Annotated in this window: 24 protein-coding genes; 18 read left to right on the forward strand and 6 right to left on the reverse strand. The window is 65.0% G+C overall.

The genetic code is table 11. From position 1 onward, the window contains the following. Positions 1-25 precede the first annotated feature (25 nt). The gene (locus KVG96_RS24070) at positions 26-571 is read right to left on the reverse strand and encodes a gamma carbonic anhydrase family protein (RefSeq protein WP_217894297.1); all 546 of its coding nucleotides are present in this window, start codon (positions 569-571) and stop codon (positions 26-28) included. A 76-nt stretch (positions 572-647) separates the two neighbouring features. On the opposite strand from KVG96_RS24070, the gene prlC reads away from it, so the two are divergent. Together prlC and KVG96_RS24080 are read left to right on the forward strand one after the other, a co-directional pair. Further along, the gene (prlC, locus tag KVG96_RS24075) at positions 648-2,726 is read left to right on the forward strand and encodes an oligopeptidase A (RefSeq protein WP_217894298.1); all 2,079 of its coding nucleotides are present in this window, start codon (positions 648-650) and stop codon (positions 2,724-2,726) included. Beyond that, positions 2,723-3,007 (forward strand): YheV family putative zinc ribbon protein, encoded by a 285-nt coding sequence (locus KVG96_RS24080; RefSeq protein WP_217894299.1) that lies wholly within the window; start codon positions 2,723-2,725, stop codon positions 3,005-3,007. The genes prlC and KVG96_RS24080 overlap by 4 nt, the downstream gene beginning before the upstream one ends. 69 nt (positions 3,008-3,076) lie before the next feature. Here KVG96_RS24080 and KVG96_RS24085 read toward each other — a convergent pair whose 3' ends face one another. Continuing rightward, complete coding sequence (locus KVG96_RS24085; protein ID WP_217894300.1) at positions 3,077-3,721, reverse strand: phosphatase domain-containing protein; 645 nt, start codon at positions 3,719-3,721, stop codon at positions 3,077-3,079. Positions 3,722-4,017: 296 nt separating this feature from the next. Here KVG96_RS24085 and KVG96_RS24090 point away from each other — a divergent pair, with 296 nt between their 5' ends. Genes KVG96_RS24090 through KVG96_RS24100 form a run of 3 tightly spaced genes read left to right on the forward strand, consistent with a single transcriptional unit; the run spans position 4,018 to position 7,850 of the window. Then, positions 4,018-4,764: a gluconate 2-dehydrogenase subunit 3 family protein gene (locus tag KVG96_RS24090; RefSeq protein WP_217894301.1), complete on the forward strand. Its 747-nt coding sequence runs from the start codon at positions 4,018-4,020 to the stop codon at positions 4,762-4,764. 2 nt (positions 4,765-4,766) lie between these two features. Further along, entirely contained in the window at positions 4,767-6,551 is a 1,785-nt protein-coding gene (locus KVG96_RS24095) for a GMC family oxidoreductase (RefSeq protein ID WP_217894302.1), read from the forward strand. Positions 6,552-6,563: 12 nt separating this feature from the next. Then, a complete protein-coding gene (locus KVG96_RS24100) occupies positions 6,564-7,850 on the forward strand; it encodes a cytochrome c (protein WP_217894303.1) in 1,287 nt (428 codons plus the stop codon). Positions 7,851-7,940: 90 nt separating this feature from the next. Here KVG96_RS24100 and KVG96_RS24105 read toward each other — a convergent pair whose 3' ends face one another. Next, entirely contained in the window at positions 7,941-8,243 is a 303-nt protein-coding gene (locus KVG96_RS24105; protein WP_217894304.1) for a hypothetical protein, read from the reverse strand. Positions 8,244-8,480: 237 nt separating this feature from the next. On the opposite strand from KVG96_RS24105, the gene KVG96_RS24110 reads away from it, so the two are divergent. From KVG96_RS24110 to KVG96_RS24120, 3 genes are all read left to right on the forward strand, one after another. Beyond that, positions 8,481-9,539, forward strand: coding sequence for a PA0069 family radical SAM protein (locus KVG96_RS24110; protein WP_217894305.1), 1,059 nt, complete (start codon positions 8,481-8,483; stop codon positions 9,537-9,539). A 236-nt stretch (positions 9,540-9,775) separates the two neighbouring features. Then, positions 9,776-10,504, forward strand: coding sequence for a carbonic anhydrase (locus tag KVG96_RS24115; protein ID WP_085579440.1), 729 nt, complete (start codon positions 9,776-9,778; stop codon positions 10,502-10,504). Positions 10,505-10,594: 90 nt separating this feature from the next. Continuing rightward, positions 10,595-12,121: a SulP family inorganic anion transporter gene (locus KVG96_RS24120; protein WP_217894306.1), complete on the forward strand. Its 1,527-nt coding sequence runs from the start codon at positions 10,595-10,597 to the stop codon at positions 12,119-12,121. Positions 12,122-12,230: 109 nt separating this feature from the next. Here the strand turns inward: KVG96_RS24120 and KVG96_RS24125 are convergent, their stop codons facing one another. Beyond that, a complete protein-coding gene (locus tag KVG96_RS24125; RefSeq protein WP_217894307.1) occupies positions 12,231-12,863 on the reverse strand; it encodes a hypothetical protein in 633 nt (210 codons plus the stop codon). 371 nt (positions 12,864-13,234) lie between these two features. On the opposite strand from KVG96_RS24125, the gene coxB reads away from it, so the two are divergent. From coxB to KVG96_RS24150, 5 genes are all read left to right on the forward strand, one after another. Then, positions 13,235-14,362, forward strand: coding sequence for a cytochrome c oxidase subunit II (coxB, locus tag KVG96_RS24130; RefSeq protein WP_217894308.1), 1,128 nt, complete (start codon positions 13,235-13,237; stop codon positions 14,360-14,362). An 82-nt stretch (positions 14,363-14,444) separates the two neighbouring features. After that, positions 14,445-16,031, forward strand: a complete 1,587-nt coding sequence (gene ctaD / locus KVG96_RS24135) for a cytochrome c oxidase subunit I (RefSeq protein ID WP_085579432.1) — start codon at positions 14,445-14,447, stop codon at positions 16,029-16,031. After that, the gene (locus tag KVG96_RS24140; protein ID WP_217894309.1) at positions 16,028-16,168 is read left to right on the forward strand and encodes a hypothetical protein; all 141 of its coding nucleotides are present in this window, start codon (positions 16,028-16,030) and stop codon (positions 16,166-16,168) included. The genes ctaD and KVG96_RS24140 overlap by 4 nt, the downstream gene beginning before the upstream one ends. Then, positions 16,161-16,712: a cytochrome c oxidase assembly protein gene (locus KVG96_RS24145; protein WP_085579430.1), complete on the forward strand. Its 552-nt coding sequence runs from the start codon at positions 16,161-16,163 to the stop codon at positions 16,710-16,712. The genes KVG96_RS24140 and KVG96_RS24145 overlap by 8 nt, the downstream gene beginning before the upstream one ends. Positions 16,713-16,737: 25 nt before the next feature. Next, positions 16,738-17,625 carry a cytochrome c oxidase subunit 3 gene (locus KVG96_RS24150; protein WP_085579428.1) on the forward strand — a complete coding sequence of 296 codons (888 nt, stop codon included), beginning with the start codon at positions 16,738-16,740 and terminating at the stop codon, positions 17,623-17,625. Between the two features lie 46 nt (positions 17,626-17,671). Here KVG96_RS24150 and KVG96_RS24155 read toward each other — a convergent pair whose 3' ends face one another. Beyond that, the gene (locus KVG96_RS24155; protein WP_085579525.1) at positions 17,672-17,875 is read right to left on the reverse strand and encodes a twin transmembrane helix small protein; all 204 of its coding nucleotides are present in this window, start codon (positions 17,873-17,875) and stop codon (positions 17,672-17,674) included. Positions 17,876-17,949: 74 nt separating this feature from the next. Between KVG96_RS24155 and KVG96_RS24160 the strand changes: the two genes are divergently transcribed. Genes KVG96_RS24160 through KVG96_RS24180 form a run of 5 tightly spaced genes read left to right on the forward strand, consistent with a single transcriptional unit; the run spans position 17,950 to position 21,858 of the window. Then, positions 17,950-18,690: an SURF1 family protein gene (locus tag KVG96_RS24160; RefSeq protein WP_217894310.1), complete on the forward strand. Its 741-nt coding sequence runs from the start codon at positions 17,950-17,952 to the stop codon at positions 18,688-18,690. Continuing rightward, a complete protein-coding gene (locus KVG96_RS24165; protein WP_217894311.1) occupies positions 18,656-19,249 on the forward strand; it encodes a PA_0111/PP_0108 family redox-active disulfide protein in 594 nt (197 codons plus the stop codon). Before KVG96_RS24160 ends, KVG96_RS24165 begins: the two co-directional genes overlap by 35 nt. 10 nt (positions 19,250-19,259) lie before the next feature. Beyond that, entirely contained in the window at positions 19,260-20,339 is a 1,080-nt protein-coding gene (locus tag KVG96_RS24170) for a COX15/CtaA family protein (RefSeq protein WP_217894312.1), read from the forward strand. Next, positions 20,327-21,226, forward strand: a complete 900-nt coding sequence (cyoE, locus tag KVG96_RS24175) for a heme o synthase (RefSeq protein WP_217894313.1) — start codon at positions 20,327-20,329, stop codon at positions 21,224-21,226. Before KVG96_RS24170 ends, cyoE begins: the two co-directional genes overlap by 13 nt. Continuing rightward, positions 21,223-21,858: an SCO family protein gene (locus KVG96_RS24180; protein ID WP_217894314.1), complete on the forward strand. Its 636-nt coding sequence runs from the start codon at positions 21,223-21,225 to the stop codon at positions 21,856-21,858. Before cyoE ends, KVG96_RS24180 begins: the two co-directional genes overlap by 4 nt. A gap of 101 nt (positions 21,859-21,959) precedes the next feature. Here the strand turns inward: KVG96_RS24180 and KVG96_RS24185 are convergent, their stop codons facing one another. Continuing rightward, positions 21,960-22,733, reverse strand: coding sequence for a MetQ/NlpA family ABC transporter substrate-binding protein (locus KVG96_RS24185; RefSeq protein ID WP_217894315.1), 774 nt, complete (start codon positions 22,731-22,733; stop codon positions 21,960-21,962). Positions 22,734-22,774: the final 41 nt, after the last annotated feature.

Consider the following 22,774-nt stretch of genomic DNA (forward strand, 5'->3'; position numbering starts at 1 on the left):
AATTCCTGGGCTTGTGCGGGAGGGTTCAGATCTGGTCGTAGCCTTCGGCCAGGTGCAGGTCCTTGAGCTTCACGTAGTTCGTCGCGCTGTAGGTGAAGAACGCGCGCTCCTTGTCGCTCAACGGCCGGGCCTGCTTCACCGGGCTGCCCACGTACAGGTAACCGCTTTCCAGGCGCTTGCCCGGCGGCACCAGGCTGCCGGCGCCGACGATCACGTCGTCCTCGACCACCGCGCCGTCCATGACGATGCTGCCCATGCCGATCAACACCCGGCTGCCCACGGTGCAGCCATGCAGCATGACTTTGTGGGCGACGGTCACATCGTCGCCGATCAGGCACGGGAAACCGTCCGGGTTGAAGGGGCCGGCGTGGGTGATGTGCAGCACGCAGCCGTCCTGGACGCTGGTGCGCGCGCCGATGCGGATGCGGTGCATGTCGCCGCGGATCACGGTCAGCGGCCACACGGAGCTGTCTTCGCCGATTTCGACGTCGCCGATCACCACCGCGGAGCCGTCGACAAAGGCGCCTTTGCCCAGGCGCGGGGTGTGGTTCTGGTACTTGCGAAGGGACACGATAAGTTCTCTCTCTGTCGCCGATAGCTGCGGTCGCTGCCGATTGTAATTAAGATGGGCCCACGATTCTAAATGCATGTTCCCTTCTGCCAAGGTGCCAACCGTGAGCGTGAACAACCCACTTCTGCAGCCCTACGACCTGCCGCCGTTCTCCGCGATCCGTGCCGAACACGTGCAGCCTGCCATCGAAACCATCCTGGCCGACAACCGCGCCGCCATCGCCGAGATCCTCAAGCGCCAGGGCACGAACCCGTCCTGGGCCGGCCTGGTGCTGGCGATGGACGAACTCAACGACCGCCTCGGCGCCGCCTGGAGCCCGGTCAGCCACCTCAACGCCGTGTGCAACAGCGCCGAACTGCGCGAAGCCTACGAGGCCTGCCTGCCGGCCCTGAGCGCCTACTCCACCGAGATGGGCCAGAACCGCGAGCTGTTCCAGGCGTACGAAGCACTGGCCAACAGCCCGGAAGCCGCCGGCTTCGACGTGGGCCAGAAGACCATTCTGGAGCACGCCCTGCGCGATTTCCGCCTGTCGGGCATCGACCTGCCGGAAGCCGAGCAAAAGCGCTACGCCGAAGTGCAGAGCAAACTGTCGGAGCTGGGCAGCCGCTTCTCCAACCAGTTGCTCGATGCCACCCAGGCCTGGACCAAGCACCTCACCGACGAAGCGGCCCTTGCCGGCCTGACCGACTCGGCCAAGGCGCAGATGGCCGCCGCCGCGCAAGCCAAGGGCCTGGACGGCTGGCTGATCACCCTGGAGTTCCCCAGCTACTACGCGGTGATGACCTACGCCCAGAACCGCGCGCTGCGCGAGGAAGTCTACGCCGCCTACTGCACCCGCGCCTCGGATCAAGGCCCGAACGCCGGCCAGAACGACAACGGTCCGGTGATGGACGAGATCCTCGGCCTGCGCCAGGAACTGGCCAAGCTCTTGGGCTTCGCCAGCTTCTCCGAGCTGAGCCTGGCCACCAAGATGGCCGAGTCCAGCGACCAGGTGCTGAGCTTCCTGCGCGACCTGGCCAAGCGCAGCAAACCGTTCGCCGCCCAGGACCTGCAACAGCTCAAGGCCTACGCCGCCGAGCAGGGCTGCGCGGACCTGCAGAGCTGGGACAGCGGTTTCTACGGCGAAAAGCTGCGTGAACAACGCTACAGCGTGGCCCAGGAAACCCTGCGCGCCTACTTCCCGATCGACAAAGTGCTCGGCGGCCTGTTCGCCATCGTCCAGCGCCTGTACGGCATCGAGATCGCCGAGCTCAAAGGCTTCGACGCCTGGCACCCGGACGTACGCCTGTTCGAGATCAAGGAAAACGGCCAGCACGTGGGCCGCTTCTTCTTCGACCTGTACGCCCGCGCCAACAAGCGCGGCGGCGCCTGGATGGACGGCGCCCGCGACCGTCGCCGCACCGTCGAAGGCGTGCTGCAAAGCCCGGTGGCCAACCTGGTGTGCAACTTCACCCCGGCCGACAGCGGCAAGCCGGCGCTGCTGACCCACGATGAAGTCACCACCCTGTTCCACGAGTTCGGCCACGGCCTGCATCACCTGCTGACCCGCGTCGACCATGCCGGCGTGTCCGGCATCAACGGCGTGGCGTGGGATGCGGTCGAGCTGCCGAGCCAGTTCATGGAGAACTGGTGCTGGGAGCCGGAAGGCCTGGCGCTGATCTCCGGCCACTACGAAACCGGCGAGCCGCTGCCCCAGGACCTGCTGGAGAAAATGCTCGCGGCGAAGAACTTCCAGTCCGGCCTGATGATGGTGCGCCAGCTGGAGTTCTCGCTGTTCGACTTCGAGCTGCACGCCACCCACGGCGACGGCCGCAGCGTGCTGCAAGTGCTCGAGGGCGTGCGCGACGAGGTCTCGGTGATGCGTCCGCCGGCCTACAACCGCTTCCCCAACAGCTTCGCCCACATCTTCGCCGGCGGTTACGCGGCCGGCTACTACAGCTACAAGTGGGCGGAAGTGCTGTCGGCGGATGCGTTCTCCAGGTTCGAAGAGGACGGCGTGCTCAACGCCGACACCGGCCGTGCCTTCCGCGAAGCGATCCTGGCCCGCGGCGGCTCGCAGGAGCCGATGGTGCTGTTCGTCGACTTCCGTGGCCGTGAGCCTTCGATTGACGCACTCTTGCGTCACAGCGGCCTGAGCGAGGACGCGGCAGCATGAGCGAGGCACCTGTGAAGACGAAGAAACGCTTTATCGCCGGGGCGGTCTGCCCGGCGTGCAGCGAGCCGGACAAGCTGATGATGTGGAGCGAGGACGACGTTCCCCATCGCGAGTGCGTGGCCTGCGGTTACGCGGACACGCTGAACGAGCAGGGCCTGTCGGTTCCGAAGGAGCTGGGCACGCGGGTCAACACCGCTGCGCCCAAGCCTGCGCCGGACAAGACCGTGCAGGCGGTGCAGTTCTTTCCGAATCCGAAGCTGAAGAAAAAGTCAGACGACTGACCTGCCGTCAGCCCCGGACAGGGAGCCTCTGCGGCGAGGACGCCAGTGCCTCGCCGCAGACGGCCCGGTTCACTTGAGATTGACGCTCTGGAACCAGCTCTTCATCGAGCACGTGGCGAAGGGGCTGGTGCTGCAGTCGCCGTTGGCCAGCGCCGTACGCAACTTGTCGACATCGGCCTGCATCACGTAGCGGATGCCGTCCTTGAAGTGCCCGCTTTCGCCGAATCCGCCCTGAGTCATTTCATTCAGCGCATCCTCTTTGCTCCAGCCCTGCACCACGATCCGGTACATCGCCGCCATCAGGCCGGTGCGGTCGGAGCCGTGCTTGCAGTGCATCAGCACCGGGCCCTCGGCCTCGGCGGTCTGGATCGCACGCAGCGTCTTGAGCACATCGCTGTCATCCACGTGATTGGTGCGGTAAGGCAGCTGCACAAGGTTCACGCCGGGGGTCTTCAGCCAGCCCGAGTCGGACTCCGGCAGGAAGTTGATGACCGTGGCCACCTTCAGGTTCTTCAGCAGCGGCACGGCGCCGCCGTCGGGCAACGCGCTGCGGTAGAGGGTCGGCGACATCTGGAACAGGTTGTATTGCACCTCCACCGGCTGCGCCCATTCGGCAGGACGCGACGCCGGGCCCTCGGCGGCCTGGACCGGCACCCAGTGCAACACGACGGCAAGCGAAAGACACACGGCGGGGAGGAAACGCAATCGGGACATGCTCGGTGGACCGTAGGGATTCATGATTGAAGGGCCTCGCAGCATCAGGGTTGGCCGGTCAAATCCCTGTGAGGCGCTTGTCAAAGAATCGTGAACCGGCCGGCGCCCTTCGTCGCAAACACGGTTTTTTTCAAGTGAACCGATTCATCTCGATGCTTAGCCTGCTACCATTTGTCACATGATGTTGCAGACGCGTTCCCCTTCTCCTGGCCGTTCCGGCCACGTCGCAGCCAAACAACCTTAAGCCGCCCGCAGAGACGGCTGACAACCATCAATGCCTGATGAGGTGCCCCCCCATGTCTGATGAAAGTCGAGACAACCCGCGGCGTGAGTTCTTGCGCAAGTCCCTGACCCTGATCCCTGTCGTCACCCTGGCCGGCAGCGGCCTGGGCAGCAGCGTGCTGCAGGCCGCCCCCGAACCCGCGCCTGCTGCGCCAGCCGCAAAACCGGTTGCGGCCAAGGCGGGCGAGTATCAGCCGAGCTATTTCACCGCCGAAGAGTGGGCGTTCATCAACGCCGCCGTCGCGCAGTTGATCCCCAACGACGCCCAGGGCCCGGGCGCCCTCGAAGCCGGCGTGCCGGAATACATCGACCGTCAGATGAACACGCCTTACGCCGCCGGCGCCCTCTGGTACATGCAGGGCCCGTTCAATGCCGACGCCGCACCGGAAATGGGCTGGCAGAGCAAACTGGTGCCCAAAGAGATCTATCGCCTGGGCATCGCCGCCGCGGATCAGTGGGCAAAATCCCTGAACGGCAAATCATTTGCCGAGCAAGACAGCGCTACCCGAGACGAATTGCTCAAGCAGCTCGAAGCGGGAAAACCGCAATTCGACGCCGTCCCGGCCAAGGTTTTCTTCAGTCTCCTGCTGCAGAACACCAAGGAAGGGTTCTTCTGCGACCCGATTCACGGCGGCAATAAAGGCATGGTCGGCTGGACCATGATCGGCTTCCCCGGCGCCCGCGCCGACTTCATGGACTGGGTGGAACGCAACGAGGCGTACCCCTTCCCGGCAGTTTCGATCCGCGGCGAGAGGGCGTGAGCATGGCAACGGCAATGAAGAAAGTGGATGCGGTGATCGTCGGCTTCGGCTGGACCGGCGCAATCATGGCCAAGGAGCTGACCGAGGCCGGCCTCAACGTGCTGGCGCTGGAGCGCGGGCCGATGCAGGACACCTACCCGGACGGCAATTATCCCCAGGTGATCGACGAACTCACCTACAGCGTGCGGAAAAAACTCTTCCAGGACGTTTCCAAGGAAACCGTCACCATCCGCCACAGCGTCAACGACATCGCGCTGCCGAACCGCCAGTTGGGCGCGTTCCTGCCGGGCAACGGTGTGGGCGGCGCCGGGTTGCACTGGTCGGGCGTGCATTTCCGGGTCGATCCGATCGAACTGCGCATGCGCAGCCACTACGAAGAGCGCTACGGCAAACACTTCATCCCCAAGGACATGACCATCCAGGACTTCGGCGTCAGCTATGAAGAGCTGGAGCCGTTCTTCGACTTCGCCGAAAAGGTCTTCGGCACCTCCGGCCAGGCCTGGACGGTGAAGGGGCAACTGGTGGGCCAGGGCAAGGGCGGCAACCCTTACGCGCCGGACCGTTCGAACCCGTTCCCGCTGGAGTCGCAGAAGAACACCGTTTCCGCACAGCTGTTCGGCAAGGCGGCCACAGAGGTCGGCTACAAACCCTACAACCTGCCTTCCGCCAATACGTCGGGGCCGTACACCAATCCCTACGGCGCGCAAATGGGCCCGTGCAACTTCTGCGGGTTCTGCAGCGGGTATGTCTGCTACATGTATTCCAAGGCCTCGCCGAACGTGAACATCCTGCCGGCGCTCAAGCCCTTGCCGAACTTCGAGCTGCGGGCCAACGCCCACGTGCTGCGGGTCAACCTCGACAGCAGCAAGACCAAGGCCACCGGCGTCACCTACGTCGACGGCCAGGGCCGGGAGATCGAGCAGCCGGCGGACCTGGTGATCCTCGGCGCGTTCCAGCTGCACAACGTGCGGCTGATGCTGCTGTCCGGCATCGGCAAGCCGTACGACCCGGTCAGCGGCGAAGGCGTGGTCGGGCGCAACTTCGCCTACCAGAACATGGCCACGATCAAGGCGTTCTTCGACAAGGACACCCACACCAACAACTTCATCGGCGCCGGCGGCAACGGGGTGGCGGTGGACGACTTCAACGCCGACAACTTCGACCACGGCCCCCACGGCTTCGTCGGCGGCTCGCCGATGTGGGTCAACCAGGCCGGCAGCCGGCCGATCGCCGGCACCTCCAATCCGCCGGGCACACCGGCCTGGGGCAGCGCCTGGAAACGCGCCACCGCCGACTACTACACCCATCAGGTGTCGATGGACGCCCACGGCGCGCATCAGTCCTACCGGGGCAACTACCTCGATCTGGATCCGGTGTACCGCGATGCCTACGGCCTGCCGCTGCTGCGGATGACTTTCGACTGGCAGGAAAACGACATCAAGATGAACCGCTTCATGGTCGAGAAAATGGGCAAGATCGCCGAAGCCATGGGCCCCAAGGCCATCAACGTGATCAGCAAGAAGGTCGGCGACCATTTCAACACCGCGTCCTACCAGACCACCCACCTCAACGGCGGCGCGATCATGGGCACCGATCCGAAGACCAGCGCCCTGAACCGCTACCTGCAGAGCTGGGACGTGCACAACGTGTTCGTCCCCGGCGCCTCGGCGTTCCCCCAAGGCCTGGGCTACAACCCGACCGGGCTGGTCGCCGCCCTGACCTACTGGTCGGCGAAGGCGATCCGCGAGCAGTACCTGAAAAACCCCGGCCCGCTGGTCCAGGCTTAAGGAGCGATGACCATGAAGACTTTCGTTATCGCGACCCTGGCGTTGCTCGGCAGCGCCTCCCTGTACGGCGCCGAAGCCGATCAATCCTTGATCAGGCAGGGTGAATACCTGGCCCGCGCAGGCGACTGCGTGGCCTGCCACACCGCCAAGGACGGCAAACCGTTCGCCGGCGGCCTGCCGATGGAAACGCCGATCGGCACGATCTACTCGACCAACATCACCCCGGACAAGCGCGGCATCGGCGGCTACAGCTTCGAGGACTTCGACCGGGCCGTGCGCCATGGCGTGGCCCGCAACGGCAGCACGCTGTATCCGGCGATGCCGTACCCGTCCTACGCCCGCGTCACCGAAGCCGACATGCAGGCGCTGTACGCGTTCTTCATGCACGGCGTCGAACCGGTGGCCCAGGAGAACAAGGCCAGCGACATCCCCTGGCCGCTGAGCATGCGCTGGCCGCTGACGGGCTGGCGCTGGCTGTTTGCGCCGAAGGTCGAGGACTACAAAGCTACGTCGGACGATGCCGTCGTCAGCCGTGGGGCTTATCTGGTGGAAGGCCTCGGACATTGCGGCGCTTGTCATACGCCCCGCGCCCTGACCATGCAGGAAAAATCCCTGAGTGCAGGCGAAGGCAGCACTTTCCTGTCAGGCAGCGCGCCGCTGGAAGGCTGGATCGCCAAGAACCTGCGCGGCGACCACAAGGACGGCCTCGGCGGCTGGAGCGAAGAGCAACTGGTGCAGTTCCTGAAGACCGGGCGCAGCGACCGCAGCGCGGTGTTCGGCGGCATGAGCGACGTGGTCACCCACAGCATGCAGTACATGACCGACGCCGACCTGACCGCGATCGCCCGCTACCTGAAATCGTTGCCGGCCCAAGATCCCGCCGACCGCCCGCACCAGTACGACGAAACGGCCGCCAAGGCCCTGTGGAACGGCGACGACAGCCAGCGCGGCGCCGCGGTGTACATCGACAACTGCGCGGCCTGCCACCGCACCGACGGCCACGGCTACACCCGCGTGTTCCCGGCGCTGGCGGGCAATCCGGTGCTGCAATCGGAAGATCCGGCCTCGCTGATCCACATCGTGCTCCAGGGCGGCACGCTGCCGGCGACCCACGCGGCGCCGTCGGCCATCACCATGCCGGGGTTCGGCTGGCGGCTGTCGGATCAGGAAGTGGCGGATGTGGTGAGCTTCATCCGGGGCAGTTGGGGCAACAAGGGGGCGCCGGTCAGCGCAGCTGAGGTCAAACACTTGCGTGCCGAACAGATGAAGACGGCATCGACGCAAGAGTCCGCCCACTGACACACCGGAACATAAAGAAGGCCCTGCCCGCAGTAATGCGGGCAGGGCCTTTTTATATTGAGTGCCACAACTTCTGCGGCCTCTTGAGACTCAAGGATTTTCGATACTGACATAAGCCTTGGCCAGCGCCAGCAACTTGGCCTTATCGTCTGCATCGATGTCACCGTCGCCATCGATGTCCTTTTCGTTGCGGATGCCGAACGTCTTGCCGCCGTCATAAGAAGCGGCGATGAGCGTACGGGAATCGAGCAGGGAGTCCGTCGGCACGGCGTTCTCAGCGTTCCAGCCGGATTCCTTCAGCGCGAACTGCAGGGAAACCAGCACTTCATCAGGGTCGACCGGAGTGGGGCCGAGTTTCTGCAAAAAGATGCCACGAGGATTGAAGTTAGACATGGTTAATTCCTTTTATTTAAATCATCCGGGTTACAACGGAGACAATCCTAACGGCATAGCAACTTCCGAAACTACGTTGAATATATAACCTCAAGTTTCGCTCAACTAACGACTCCGATACCGGTACGTTGCCGAACCTGAATCCGCAGGGGCCGCTCCGCAGAATCGCCGAACGGCACTGGCCGTTTCCGCAAGCCAAGGATACTGTATGCACATACAGCACACAGGACACCTCCGATGCACACGCCCTTGCCTCCCCGCGGCCGCGGCACCGCCGCCAACCCGCACAACCGCTTCGCGCCGAGCCGTTCGGTGGCCGAGGACGACGGCTGGCATCAGGAAGTGCCGCAGACCCAAGGCACCGAGGTGCGGATCGAGACGGCGAAGACCATCATCACCCGCAACACCTCGCCGGATCTGCCCTTCGACCGCTCGGTCAATCCTTACCGCGGCTGCGAGCACGGTTGCATCTATTGCTACGCCCGGCCCAGCCACGCCTACTGGGACCTGTCGCCAGGGCTGGATTTCGAAACCAAACTGATCGCCAAGACCAACGCCGCCCAGGTGCTGGAAGAACAATTGGGCAAGCGCGGCTACCAATGCGCGCCGATCAACCTGGGCTCCAACACCGATCCTTATCAGCCCATCGAACGCGAGCACAGGATCACCCGGCAGATCCTCGAAGTGCTGCTGCGCCACCGGCATCCGGTGACCATCGTCACCAAGGGCTCGCTGATCCTGCGCGACCTCGACCTGCTCACCGAACTGGCCCGGCTGCGGCTGGTGGCGGTGATGATCAGCCTCACCACCCTGGACGACGAGCTCAAGCGCATCCTCGAACCCCGCGCAGCCGCGCCCAAGGCCCGGCTGCGGGCGATCCGGGTGATGCGCGAAGCGGGAATTCCGGTGGGCGTGCTGTGTTCGCCGATGATTCCGATGATCAACGACAGCGAGATCGAAAGCCTGCTCACCGAGGCCCACGCGGCCGGCGCCCAGAGCGCGGCGTACATGATGCTGCGCCTGCCGCTGGAGGTGGCGCCGCTGTTCGAGCAGTGGCTTGAGGCGCATTACCCGCAGCGCGCGGCCCATGTGCTGAGCCTGATCCGTCAGAGCCGGGGCGGCGAGCTCTACGACAGCCGCTTCGGCGCCCGCATGCGGGGCGAAGGGCCGTTCGCCGACCTGCTGGCCCAGCGGTTCGCCAAGGCGCTGAAGCGTCTGGGGCTCGACCGTCGCGAAGGCTTCGGCCTCGATTGCTCGGCCTTTTGTCCGCCGGGTCGCCAGATGTCGCTGATTTAGCGACAATTGGCCCAGGGTCGAGCGACGGAACCCCTCGACCGGTTGCGCCGGTCACGTTTTTTGTGACCTGGAACACAGGTTCCAGAGCCTTTGATTCAGTTTGAGTTAAGTTTCGGCGGTTACCTTGTTCATCGAGTGACTGACGGGTCAGGATCGGCCCGGATGTTTGAACAGCCACTGGCTTCACACCGGAATACACGGGAATGACTCCCCGAATCCGCCAAAGAGGATGAATCATGAGTGACAAGGATAAACAGCCGTTGGCTGCGTCGGCGCCGGCCCCTGAGGCGGAAACCGCCGATGCAGCGCTGAAGCACATCGTCGACGGCTTTTTGCATTTTCATCATGAGGTCTTTCCGCAGCAGGAAGAACTCTTCAAGAAACTCGCCACGGCCCAGTCGCCACGGGCGATGTTCATCACCTGCGCCGACTCGCGCATCGTTCCCGAACTGATCACCCAGAGCTCCCCCGGCGACCTGTTCGTGACCCGCAACGTCGGCAACGTCGTACCGCCCTACGGCCAGATGAACGGTGGCGTGTCCACCGCCATCGAATACGCCGTGCTCGCCCTGGGCGTGCAGCACATCATCATCTGCGGCCATTCCGACTGCGGCGCCATGCGCGCGGTGCTCAACCCGGACAGCCTGGAGAAGATGCCGACGGTCAAGGCCTGGCTGCGCCACGCCGAAGTCGCGAAAACCATGGTGCAGGACAACTGCAACTGCGCCAACGAAAAAGAAAGCATGCCGATCCTCACCGAGGAAAACGTCATCGCCCAACTGCAGCACTTGCGTACCCATCCCTCGGTAGCCTCGCGCATGGCGAACGGTCATCTGTTCATCCATGGCTGGGTCTACAACATCGAAACCAGCGAAATCAAAGCGTACGACGCGGACCAGGGCTGCTTCCTGCCGCTGGACGGCAGCCATCCGATCCCGGTGGCGACGCCAAAAGCGCGCTTCTAGATCCTCCTAAAAATCTCTGTGGTTTGACGCCGGCCGCTGTTTCAGCGGTCCGGCCTCGCCACGCCTGAAGAAAAGTCCGGGAGAATCCCCATGCGTGCCGCTCAATTGAAAGCTGTTCTGCCACGGGAGCTGTTGGCTTCGGTGGTTGTGTTCCTGGTCGCCCTGCCGCTGTGCATGGGCATCGCCATCGCCTCGGGCCTGCCGCCGGCCAAGGGGCTGGTCACCGGCATCATCGGCGGACTGGTGGTGGGCTGGCTGGCCGGCTCTCCGTTGCAGGTCAGCGGGCCGGCGGCCGGGTTGGCGGTGCTGGTGTTCGAGCTGGTGCGCCAGCACGGCGTCGAGATGCTCGGGCCGATCCTGCTGCTGGCCGGGCTGCTGCAGCTGGCGGCCGGGCGCCTGAAGCTCGGCTGCTGGTTCCGGGTCACGGCGCCGGCGGTGGTGTACGGCATGCTCGCCGGGATCGGCGTGCTGATCATCCTGTCCCAGGTGCATGTGATGCTCGACGCCGCGCCGAAACCCTCCGGCCTGGACAACCTCACCGCGTTCCCCGGCGCCGTGGCCCAGGCCCTGCCGTCGTTCGGCTGGCAGGCCGGGCTGCTGGGGCTGGGAACCATCGCGGTGATGTGGCTGTGGGAGAAATTCCGCCCGCATTCGCTGCGCTTCGTGCCCGGCGCGCTGCTGGGCGTCGGCCTGGCCACGGGCGCCAGCCTGCTGCTGGCGCTGCCGGTCAAACGGGTCGAGGTACCGGACAACCTGGCGCAGGCCATCGACTGGCTCAAGCCGGCGGACCTGCTCAACCTCGCCGACCCTGCCTTGCTGGTCGCGGCGTTCGCCGTGGCCTTCATCGCCAGCGCCGAGACCCTGCTGTCCGCCGCGGCGGTGGACCGCATGCACAGCGGCCCGCGCTCGGACTTCGACCGTGAACTGTCGGCGCAGGGGGTGGGCAACATGCTCTGCGGCCTGGTCGGCGCGCTGCCGATGACCGGGGTGATCGTGCGCAGTTCGGCGAACGTCCAGGCCGGCGCCACCACGCGCCTTTCGACGATCTTCCACGGCCTGTGGCTGCTGGCGTTCGTGCTGTTGCTGTCGAGCCTGCTGCAGAGCATCCCGGTGGCGAGCCTGGCCGGCGTGCTGGTCTACACCGGGTTCAAGCTGGTGGACCTGAAGGTGTTCCGCGGCCTGGGCCGTTACGGCCGGATGCCGATGTTCACCTACGCCGCCACAGCGCTGGCGATCATCTTCACGGACTTGTTGACCGGCGTGCTGATCGGCTTCGGCCTGACCCTGCTGAAGCTGGCGCTGAAAGCCGCGCGGCTGAAGATCAGCCTGATCGACCTGCCCCAGGAGGGGGAAATGGAGATGCGCCTGACGGGCGCGGCGACGTTCCTCAAGGTGCCGGCGCTGACCCAGGCCCTGGCCAGCGTTCCACCGGGCACGACGGTGCATGTGCCGCTCAACAACCTGAGCTACATCGACCACGCCTGCCTGGAACTGTTGGAGGAATGGGGGCGGGCCAATGCCGCCAAGGGGTCGAGGCTGCTGATCGAGTCCCGGGGGCTCAAGCGCAGGCTTGAAGGGCGGGTGCGCACCACCGCCGGTATCGGCACGGCGGGCTGAACCTTGTAGGAGCGAGCCTGCTCGCGATGGCGTCGGGTCAGTCAACGCAAGGGTTGAATGATCGACCGCCATCGCGAGCAGGCTCGCTCCTGCATTGGATCGTGCGGGCTCAGGCGGCCGGCTGATCCAGCTCCAGGCCCACGCCCAGGCGGCGGCCCATGCACGGCCAGCGTTTCCAGGCGGCGCCGGTGTCCGGGCTGCTGAGCTTCTCGCGGTAGGCCTCCACCGACTCCAGCGCAAAGCTGTCGTCGTCGAGCATGCTGTCCACCGCGTGGTGCACCACTTCGTCGAGTTGGTTGGCGAATGCCTCACCCAGCAGCTGGTGGGCAATCAGATTGGCGACCGTCATGTCCAAGGGGATCAGTGGCTGGCCGAAATGCTTGATGTACAGGTCGTTGACCTCTTCGACAAACCGATGGGCCAGGTAGGCCTCGTCCAGCAGGCTGTCCAGGCCCACGGGGGGCTGGAGGAAGTACTGCTCGGCGATCTTCAGCACCGGTTTGATCTGTGACTCGATTCCCGCTTCCCTGGCGACTTCATTGGCTGCATCCAGCAGGTCCGGCACTTCATCGATGTAGGCGGCGACGAAGCGCGTCAGGACGGCTTCGGCACCGGTTTCCGGCAACTGGATCGCCGGGTGCAGGTGAGGCAGTTGGGTTTCCAGCTGACGGGTCAGCCGTCCGGTGTCTTTCTCGTGTTCTCGGGCTATTCGGATCTGCTCGCGCAATGCGGCGGTGTTCATGAAAACTCCAGGGTACAGGGCAATGAAATAGGGAAGACATAACTTAGCTGGCTTACGAAAAATGCTAAGACGCATTTGTCATAATTATTTCATCCTTGATACACCGGGGTTATATCGGTGTGCCACCACTCCGCTGCATCCTTCTCCATTCGTGCCCTGGAACGCAAGTGCCAGCTGTTTCATGCGATTTACGCGGTCGCGTTGCGAGGTTCAAGTCGCTGTCTATACTCGCCAGTGAATGGAGTTAGCTGATGATGCCTGACTGCCCGCGCAGCAAGGCCCGGCGATTCAAGTTAGTAGTCTGATGCAGCCGCTCCCTTGCCGCAGGCGTTGCGCCTACGGGACAACAAGAACGATAAGGGGAACCCGCAATGATGCGACATCCACACGTCTGGATGGGCCTCCTGTTGTGGTCGATTTTCAGCCAGGCGCAAGCGGCCTGGACTGTGAATATGGCGCCTGGAGCGACTGAGATCAGTCACGCTGTGTTCGACCTGCACATGACCATCTTCTGGATCTGCGTGGTGATCGGGATCATCGTCTTCGGCGCGATGTTCTGGTCGATGATCCTGCACCGCCGCTCCACCGGCCAGGTCGCGGCACGCTTTCACGAGAGCACCACCGTCGAGATCCTCTGGACCGTCGTGCCGTTCCTGATCCTGGTGGCGATGGCCGTCCCGGCGACCGCCACCCTGATCAGGATGTACGACACCAGCGAGCCGGACATCGACATCCAGATCACCGGCTACCAGTGGAAGTGGCACTACAAGTACCTGGGCCAGGACGTCGAGTTCTTCAGCAACCTGGCCACCCCCGCCGAACAGATCCACAACAAGCAAGCCAAGGGCGACCACTACCTGCTGGAGGTCGACAAGCCGCTGGTGCTGCCGACCGGCGCCAAGGTGCGCTTCCTCGTCACCTCCGCCGACGTGATCCACTCCTGGTGGGTGCCGGCCTTCGCGGTCAAGCGCGACGCCATCCCCGGCTTCGTCAACGAAGCCTGGACCCGCGTCGACAAGCCTGGTATCTACCGCGGCCAGTGCGCCGAACTGTGCGGCAAGGATCACGGCTTCATGCCCATCGTGGTCGACGTGAAAGAGAAGGCCGACTACGACAAGTGGCTCGCCGAGCGCAAGGCCGAGGCCGCGCAGCTCAAGGAGCTGACCAGCAAGGAATGGACGCTGGACGAGCTCAAGGAACGCGGCGACAAGATCTACCACACCACCTGCGTGGCCTGTCACCAGGCCGAAGGCCAGGGCCTGCCGCCGATGTTCCCGGCGCTCAAGGGCTCGAAGATCGCCACCGGCCCCAAAGAGGCGCACCTGAGCCTGGTGTTCCACGGCAAGCCCGGCACCGCCATGGCGGCGTTCGGCAAGCAGCTGTCGGAAGTCGATATCGCCGCCGTCGTGACCTACGAACGCAACGCCTGGGGCAACAACAAGGGCGACATGGTCACGCCCAAAGAAGTGCTGGAGCTCAAACAGGCGGAAAGCAAATGAACCGCGCCGCCGCGTCCTCCCGCCAACGTCCGGGGCTGCGCGCCCCGCACGGCCCTGCCCGTCCGCTTGAAGGAGAAAGGCCATGAGCGCCGTTATCGATGACCACGGTCATGCCGACCACGCCCACGGCCCCGCCAAAGGCCTGATGCGCTGGGTGCTGACCACCAACCACAAGGACATCGGCACGCTGTACCTGTGGTTCGCGTTCTGCATGTTCCTGCTCGGCGGCTCGTTCGCCATGGTGATCCGCGCCGAGCTGTTCCAGCCCGGCCTGCAGATCGTGGAGCCTGCGTTCTTCAACCAGATGACCACCATGCACGGCCTGGTGATGGTGTTCGGCGCGGTGATGCCGGCGTTCGTCGGCCTCGCCAACTGGATGATCCCGCTGATGATCGGCGCGCCGGACATGGCCCTGCCGCGGATGAACAACTTCAGCTTCTGGCTGCTGCCGGCGGCGTTCCTGCTGCTGGTCTCGACCCTGTTCACCCCCGGCGGCGGCCCGAACTTCGGCTGGACGTTCTACGCGCCGCTGTCCACCACCTACGCGCCGGAAAGCGTGACGTTCTTCATCTTCGCCATCCACCTGATGGGGATCAGTTCGATCATGGGCGCGATCAACGTGATCGCCACCATCCTCAACCTGCGTGCCCCCGGCATGACCCTGATGAAGATGCCGCTGTTCGTCTGGACCTGGCTGATCACCGCGTTCCTGCTGATCGCGGTGATGCCGGTGCTGGCCGGCTGCGTGACGATGATGCTGATGGACATCCACTTCGGCACCAGTTTCTTCAGCGCCGCCGGCGGCGGCGACCCGGTGCTGTTCCAGCATGTGTTCTGGTTCTTCGGCCACCCCGAGGTGTACATCATGATCCTGCCGGCCTTCGGCGCCGTCAGCGCGATCATCCCGACCTTCGCGCGCAAGCCGCTGTTCGGCTACACCTCGATGGTCTACGCCACGGCGAGCATCGCGTTCCTGTCGTTCATCGTCTGGGCGCACCACATGTTCGTGGTGGGCATCCCGCTGGTGGGCGAGCTGTTCTTCATGTACGCCACCATGCTGATCGCCGTGCCCACCGGGGTGAAGGTGTTCAACTGGGCCAGCACCATGTGGCAGGGTTCGATGACCTTCGAGACGCCGATGCTGTTCGCGGTGGCGTTCGTGATCCTGTTCTCCATCGGCGGCTTCTCCGGCCTGATGCTGGCCATCGCCCCGGCGGACTTCCAGTACCAGGACACCTACTTCGTGGTCGCCCACTTCCACTACGTGCTGGTGCCGGGGGCGATCTTCGGGATCTTCGCCTCGGCCTACTACTGGCTGCCGAAGTGGACCGGCCACATGTACGACGAGACCCTCGGCAAGCTGCATTTCTGGCTGTCCTTCATCGGCATGAACCTGACGTTCTTCCCGATGCACTTCGTGGGCCTGGCGGGCATGCCCCGGCGGATCCCGGACTACAACCTGCAGTTCGCCGACTTCAACATGGTGTCGTCGATCGGCGCGTTCATGTTCGGCGCCACGCAGATCTTCTTCCTGTTCATCGTGATCAAGACCATCCGCGGCGGCGCGCCGGCGCCGGCCAAGCCTTGGGACGGCGCCGAAGGGCTGGAGTGGAGCGTACCGTCGCCGGCGCCGTACCACACCTTCACCACGCCGCCGGAAGTCAAATGAACATTTTCTGCCTTGTGGAAACGCCTGAGGGAGCGGGCTCGCCCGCGATGGCGGCCTGCCTGAAACACGGCGGCGGCTGCATCGCCGGCAAGCCAGCTCCCACACAGTTCTCGGCAGAGGGCAAAGATCATGGCTGACTCGGTCTCGATGAAAAAACTGGTCACCCGCCTGTTGAGCGTGGTGGTGGCGATGTTTGTCTTCGGCTTCGCCCTGGTGCCGCTGTACGACGTGATGTGCAAGGCCTTCGGCATCAACGGCAAGACTGCCGGGCAGTACGAAGGCGAACAGACCGTCGACACCTCGCGCCAGGTGCGCGTGCAGTTCCTGTCGACCAACACCGCCGACATGCCGTGGGACTTCTACCCCAAGCATGACGAGCTGACGGCCAACCCCGGCGCGGTCAACGAGATGATCTTCATCGCCCGCAACCCCACCGACAAGCCGATGAGCGCCCAGGCCGTGCCGAGCATCGCGCCGAGCAACGCGGCGGCGTATTTCCACAAGACCGAATGCTTCTGTTTCACCCAGCAGGTGCTGCAGCCCGGTCAGCAGATCGAGATGCCCGTGCGCTTCATCGTTGACCGCGACATGCCCAAGGATGTGAAGCACCTGACGCTGTCCTACACGCTGTTCGACATCACCGCCCGTCATCCACCGGTGGCCGCAAGCACTGGCGGTTAAGCGTGCCCGATAAGGAGAACAATAAATGGCGACTCATGAGCACTATTACGTTCCGGCCCAGAGCAAGTGGCCGATCGTGGCGACCGTCGGCATGGTCACCACGGTGTATGGCCTGGCGACCTGGTTCAACGACCTGAAGGCGGCGCGCCCGGAATCCCACGGCCCGCTGATCTTCTTCATCGGCGGCCTGCTGCTGGCGTACATGCTGTTCGGCTGGTTCGGCGCAGTGATCAAGGAAAGCCGTGCGGGGCTGTACAGCCCGCAGCTGGACCGCTCGTTCCGCTGGGGCATGAGCTGGTTCATTTTCTCGGAGGTGATGTTCTTCATCGCCTTCTTCGGCGCGCTGTTCTACGTGCGGCACGTGTCGGGGCCGGCGCTGGGCGGCGAAGGCACCAAGGGCATCGCCCACATGCTGTGGCCGAACTTCGAGTTCGTCTGGCCGCTGCTGAACAACCCGGACTCCAAGCTGTTCCCGCCGCCCAAGGAAGTCATCAGCCCCTGGGGCCTGCCGCTGATCAACACCATCTTGCTGGTGAGCTCCAGCGTCACCGTGACCATCGCCCACCACGCCCTGAAAAAGGGCCACCGCGGTGCGCTGAAGCTGTGGCTGGCGGTCACCGTGCTGCTGGGCTGCGGCTTCCTGGCGCTGCAGGCCGAAGAGTACATGCACGCCTACCACGAACTGGGCCTGACCCTGGGCTCGGGCATCTACGGCGCGACGTTCTTCATGCTCACCGGTTTCCACGGCGCCCATGTGACCATCGGCACGATCATCCTGTTCGTGATGCTGGTGCGCATCATGCGCGGGCATTTCGACGCCGAGCACCAGTTCGGCTTCGAGGCGGCGAGCTGGTACTGGCACTTCGTGGACGTGGTGTGGATCGGCTTGTTCGTGTTCGTCTATGTGCTCTGAAGCCGCAGGCGCACAGCTTCAGGCTTCAAGAGGGCGCCCGGCGCATTCACCAGGGCGCATGTGAAACGAGCTGGCCGCTCCAGAAGCCCCAGGCGATCAGGCCGACGGTGGCGGCGGCCAGAGTGACCCGAACGCTCAAGGCGATCACCAGACGGTTCGAGCCGCTGTCGTCCTTGACCAGAAAGAACAGGCCGCTGAACAGGCTGATCACCGTGGCGATCAGCATCAGGACGATGGCTGCCTTGAGCATCATGGCAAGACTCCGGGGGGACAGGCGATGCAATTGAGTATAGCGGTCGCGCGCACCGGTTTCGGGGCACGGCCATGAAACGCTTCCGGCCCGGCGTCGTGCCGACGGTGGCGGTGATCCTGCTGCTGCCGCTGATGGTGTCGCTGGGCTTCTGGCAACTGGGCCGCGGCGCGGAGAAGACCGCCTTGCTCGCCAGCTACGCCGAACGCCGCGCGGCCGAACCGATGGCCGCCGCCGAACTGCTGCACAGCGCCGATCCGGCCTTCCGACGGGTGCACCTGCACGGCCGCTTCGATGCCGCCCACAGCCTGCTGCTCGACAACCGCCAGCGCGACGGCAAGGTCGGCGTCGAGCTGCTGCAGCCCTTCCAGGACCGGCGCACCGGCCAGTGGCTGCTGGTCAACCGCGGCTGGCTGCCGTGGCCGGACCGGCGCGTTGTGCCGCAGTTCGCCACCCCGGCCGACGCAGTGGACCTGGATGCCTGGGTCTACGTCGCCCCCGGGGCGACGTTCCAGCTGCATGCCGATCCGGTCAGCGACGTCTGGCCGCAGACCGTCACCGCCGTCGAACCCGCCCGGCTGTGGAAAACCCTCGAACGCGACGGCTTCGCCTATGAAGTGCGCGCGGAAACCGGCCCCGTCAGCTACCGGAGCGACTGGCCGGTGGTGGCGATGGGCCCGGAAAAACACCTCGGCTACGCCGTGCAGTGGTTCGCCATGGCCACCGCGCTGCTCGGCCTCTACCTGTATCTCGGCTGGCACAACGCAAAGGAGAAACACCATGGGAGCGGCCATGAATCCACCCAGCATGTCTGAAGCCAAGCCGGCGGCCGGTCGCCGCCGCGGACGCATCCAACTGCTGCTGATCGTGCTGGGGGTGGTCGGCCCGATGGTCCTCGCCACCGGCATGTACAAACTGCAGTTCTGGGTGCCGGAAGGCCGCAGCTACCACGGCGAGCTGATCGGCAACGGCCAGACCCGCGCCGACCTCGGCGTGGCGGCCGACGAAGAGCGCTGGCAGATGCTGGTGACCGCCCCCGGCGATTGCGCGGCGGACTGCCAGCAACTGGTGTACCTGGCGCGACAGATCCAGATCGGCCTGGGCCGCGACGCCGGGCGCGCCAGCCACGCCCTCGCCGCCGCGCAGCCGCTCGGCGCCGACTACGAAGCCCGGCTGGCCCGCGACTACCCGCAACTTCAGCGCTACCCGCTGGACACCGCCGGCCTGCGCAAGACCGCCGGGGACGCGTCCGCGCCGCAGCTGTGGATCATCGACCCCCACGGCAACCTGGTGCTGCGCTACGGCCCGGACGTCAACGGCAAGGATCTGCTCAACGATCTGCGCCACCTGCTGAAATTGTCGAACATCGGATAGGGACATCGTCATGGCCAAACCCGGATTTCGCCTTGCGCTGTTCGCCACCCTGCTGGCGCTGATCGTGGTGCTGCTCGGCGCCTACACCCGCCTGACCCACGCCGGCCTCGGCTGCCCCGACTGGCCGGGCTGCTACGGTTTCATCAGCGTGCCCAAGAGCGAAGCCCAACTGGCCCATGCCGAGCTGCACTTCCCGGATTCGCCGGTGGAGGCGCACAAGGGCTGGAACGAGATGATCCACCGCTACTTCGCCGGCACCCTGGGCATGCTCATCGCCGTATTGGCCGGGCGGGCGTGGGTCGATCGCCGACGCCCGGGACAACCGCTGAAACTGCCGCTGTTCCTGCTGGCGGTGGTGTTCGCCCAGGCGGCGTTCGGCATGTGGACAGTGACGCTCAAGCTATGGCCGCAGGTGGTCACCGGGCACCTGCTGGGCGGCTTCGCGACCTTGAGCCTGCTGTTCCTGCTGACGTTGCGGCTGTCCGGCGTGTTGCCGGCCCTGAGCGTGCCGCGTCGCCTGCAACATTGGGCGACCGCCGGCCTGGCGCTGGTGATCGCCCAGATCGCCCTCGGCGGCTGGGTCAGCTCCAACTACGCGGCGGTGGCCTGCATCGACTTCCCCACCTGCCACGGCCAATGGCTGCCGCCGGCGGACTTCGCCAACGGCTTCCACCTGACCCAGCACATCGGCCCCAACTACCTGGGCGGCCAACTGGACAGCGACGCCCGCACCGCCATCCACCTGACCCACCGCATCGGCGCCCTGCTGGTGACGCTGGTGCTGCTGGGGCTGGCGTGGCAACTGAAGGCGGTGGGCATGACCCGCCTCGCCGGGCTGGTGCTGGCCGCCCTCGCCGCGCAGATCACCCTGGGCGTCAGCAACGTGCTGTTCCATCTGCCGCTGCCGGTGGCCGTGGCGCACAACGCCGGCGGCGCCGCGCTGCTGCTGACGATGGTGCTGGTCAACTATCACGCGCGCACCGCCCTGGTGCGGGTCAAACGGCCGATGCCGGCGGGCTGGCGCCTGAGCCCGCGCCGACACCCGGCCGCGCCGGCCACCCTCAAAGGAGAGACCCCATGGCGATTCTGATCGGCGAGCGCCCTGCCCAGGCACTGTGGCGCGACTACCTGGAGCTGACCAAGCCGAAAGTGGTGGTGCTGATGCTCATCACCTCGCTGGTGGGCATGTTCCTGGCGACCCGGGCCGGCGTGCCATGGACGGTGCTGGTGTTCGGCAACCTGGGCATCGCGCTGTGCGCCGGCGGCGCGGCGGCGGTCAACCATGTGGTGGACCGACGCATCGACGCGGTGATGGCCCGCACCCACAAGCGGCCGCTGGCCGAAGGCCGGGTAGCACCGGCGGCCGCGCTGACCTTTGCGCTGGCGCTGGCGCTGTCCGGCCAGGCCCTGCTGCTGGCCTTCACCAATGCCCTGACCGCCTGGCTGACCCTGGCCTCGCTGCTCGGCTACGCGGTGGTCTACACCGGTTTCCTGAAACGGGCGACCCCGCAGAACATCGTCATCGGCGGCCTCGCCGGCGCCGCCCCGCCGCTGCTGGGCTGGACCGCCGCCACCGGCCACGTCAGCGCCGAACCCCTGCTGCTGGTGCTGATCATCTTCGCCTGGACGCCGCCGCACTTCTGGGCCCTGGCCATCCACCGCAAGGAGGAATACGCCAAGGCCGACATTCCGATGCTGCCGGTCACCCACGGCGAGCACTACACCAAGGTGCACATCCTGCTGTACACCTTCGCCCTGCTGGCGGTCAGCCTGCTGCCTTACGTGATCCACATGAGCGGGCTGCTGTACCTGATCTGCGCGCTCGGGCTGGGCGCCCGGTTTCTGCAATGGGCCGTTGTGCTGTACCGTGGCACTCGGCCGCACGCGGCGATCAACACCTTCAAGTACTCTATTTATTACTTGTTCCTGCTGTTCATCGCCCTGCTCGTAGACCACTACCTATTGTTGAACCTATGACTCGAACCCAGAAAACCGTCTTCATCCTCGTCGCCGTGATCGCGCTGATCCTCGGCCTGACCGTCAACAAGGTGCTGAGCGGCAAGGGCCAGGGCGACCCCACCGCGCTGATCGACGCCGGCATCATCCTGCTGCCGCAGAGCCGCAACCTGCCGGACGTGACCATGACCGACCAGGACGGCAAGGCCGTCACGGTCAACGAGCTCAAGGGCAAATGGAGCCTGCTGTTCTTCGGCTACACCTTCTGCCCGGACATCTGCCCGACCACCCTCGCCCAGCTGCGCCAGATCAAGAGCGAGTTGCCCAAGGACGCGGTCGACAAGCTGCAGATCGTCCTGGTCAGCGTCGACCCCAACCGCGACAACCCGAAACAGCTCAAGCAGTACCTGGGCTACTTCGATCCGCAGTTCATCGGCCTGACGCCCAAGTCGGTGGAGGAACTGCAGAAGGTCGCCAACGCGGTGAGCATCCCGTTCATTCCGGCCGACACCAGCAAACCGAACTACACCGTCGACCACAGCGGCAACCTCGCGGTGATCGGCCCGGACGGCACCCAGCGCGGCTTCATCCGCGCACCGCTGAACAACGCCAAGCTGGTGGCGCAGTTGCCGGTGATGCTCAACCGACAGTGATGCAAGGCATTGGGGTGAAACAGGTGTAAACCTATTTCAGGACGGGACAGCAGGCACAAAAAAGGGACGCCCAAGGCGTCCCTTTTTCATTGCCGCAACGATCAGAACGCCGGCAGCACCGCGCCTTTGTACTTCTCGGTGATGAATTGCTTCACTTCCGGGCTGTGCAGGGCGGCCGCCAGTTTCTTCATCGCGTCGCTGTCCTTGTTGTCCCCGCGGGACACCAGGATGTTCACGTACGGCGAGTCGTTGCCTTCGATCACCAGCGCGTCCTTGGACGGATCGAGCTTGGCTTCCAGCGCGTAGTTGGTGTTGATCAGCGCCAGGTCGACCTGGGTCAGCACGCGCGGAATGGTCGCGGCTTCCAGTTCGCGGATCTTCAGGCCTTTCGGGTTCTCGGCGATGTCCTTGACGGTGGACAGGATGTTCTTCGAGTCCTTGAGCTTGATCACGCCGGCCTTGTCCAGCAACAGCAGCGCACGGCCGCCGTTGGTGGCATCGTTCGGGATCACCACGTTGGCGCCGCTCGGCAGCTCGTCGAGCTTCTTGTACTTGCTGGAGTAGGCGCCCAGCGGTTCCAGGTGCACGCCGGCCACGGCCACCAGGCTGGTGCCCTTGGCCTTGTTGAACTCATCGAGGTACGGCTGGTGCTGGAAGAAGTTGGCGTCCAGGCGCTTTTCGGCCACCTGCACGTTCGGCTGAATGTAGTCGGTGAACACCTTCACCTTCAGGTCCACACCTTCCTTAGCCAGCGCCGGCTTCACGAACTCGAGGATCTCGGCGTGGGGCACCGGGGTCGCGGCCACGGTCAGGGTTTCGGCGGCGTGGGCCGAGAAAGCGGCGGCGGCAGCGAGGGCAACGAACAGTCTTTTCATTCAGCTAACTCCTTGTGGGTATCCGCCGGCGGCGCCGCCGG

The sequence above is a fragment of the Pseudomonas ekonensis genome, from assembly GCF_019145435.1.
Lineage (GTDB): Bacteria > Pseudomonadota > Gammaproteobacteria > Pseudomonadales > Pseudomonadaceae > Aquipseudomonas > Aquipseudomonas ekonensis.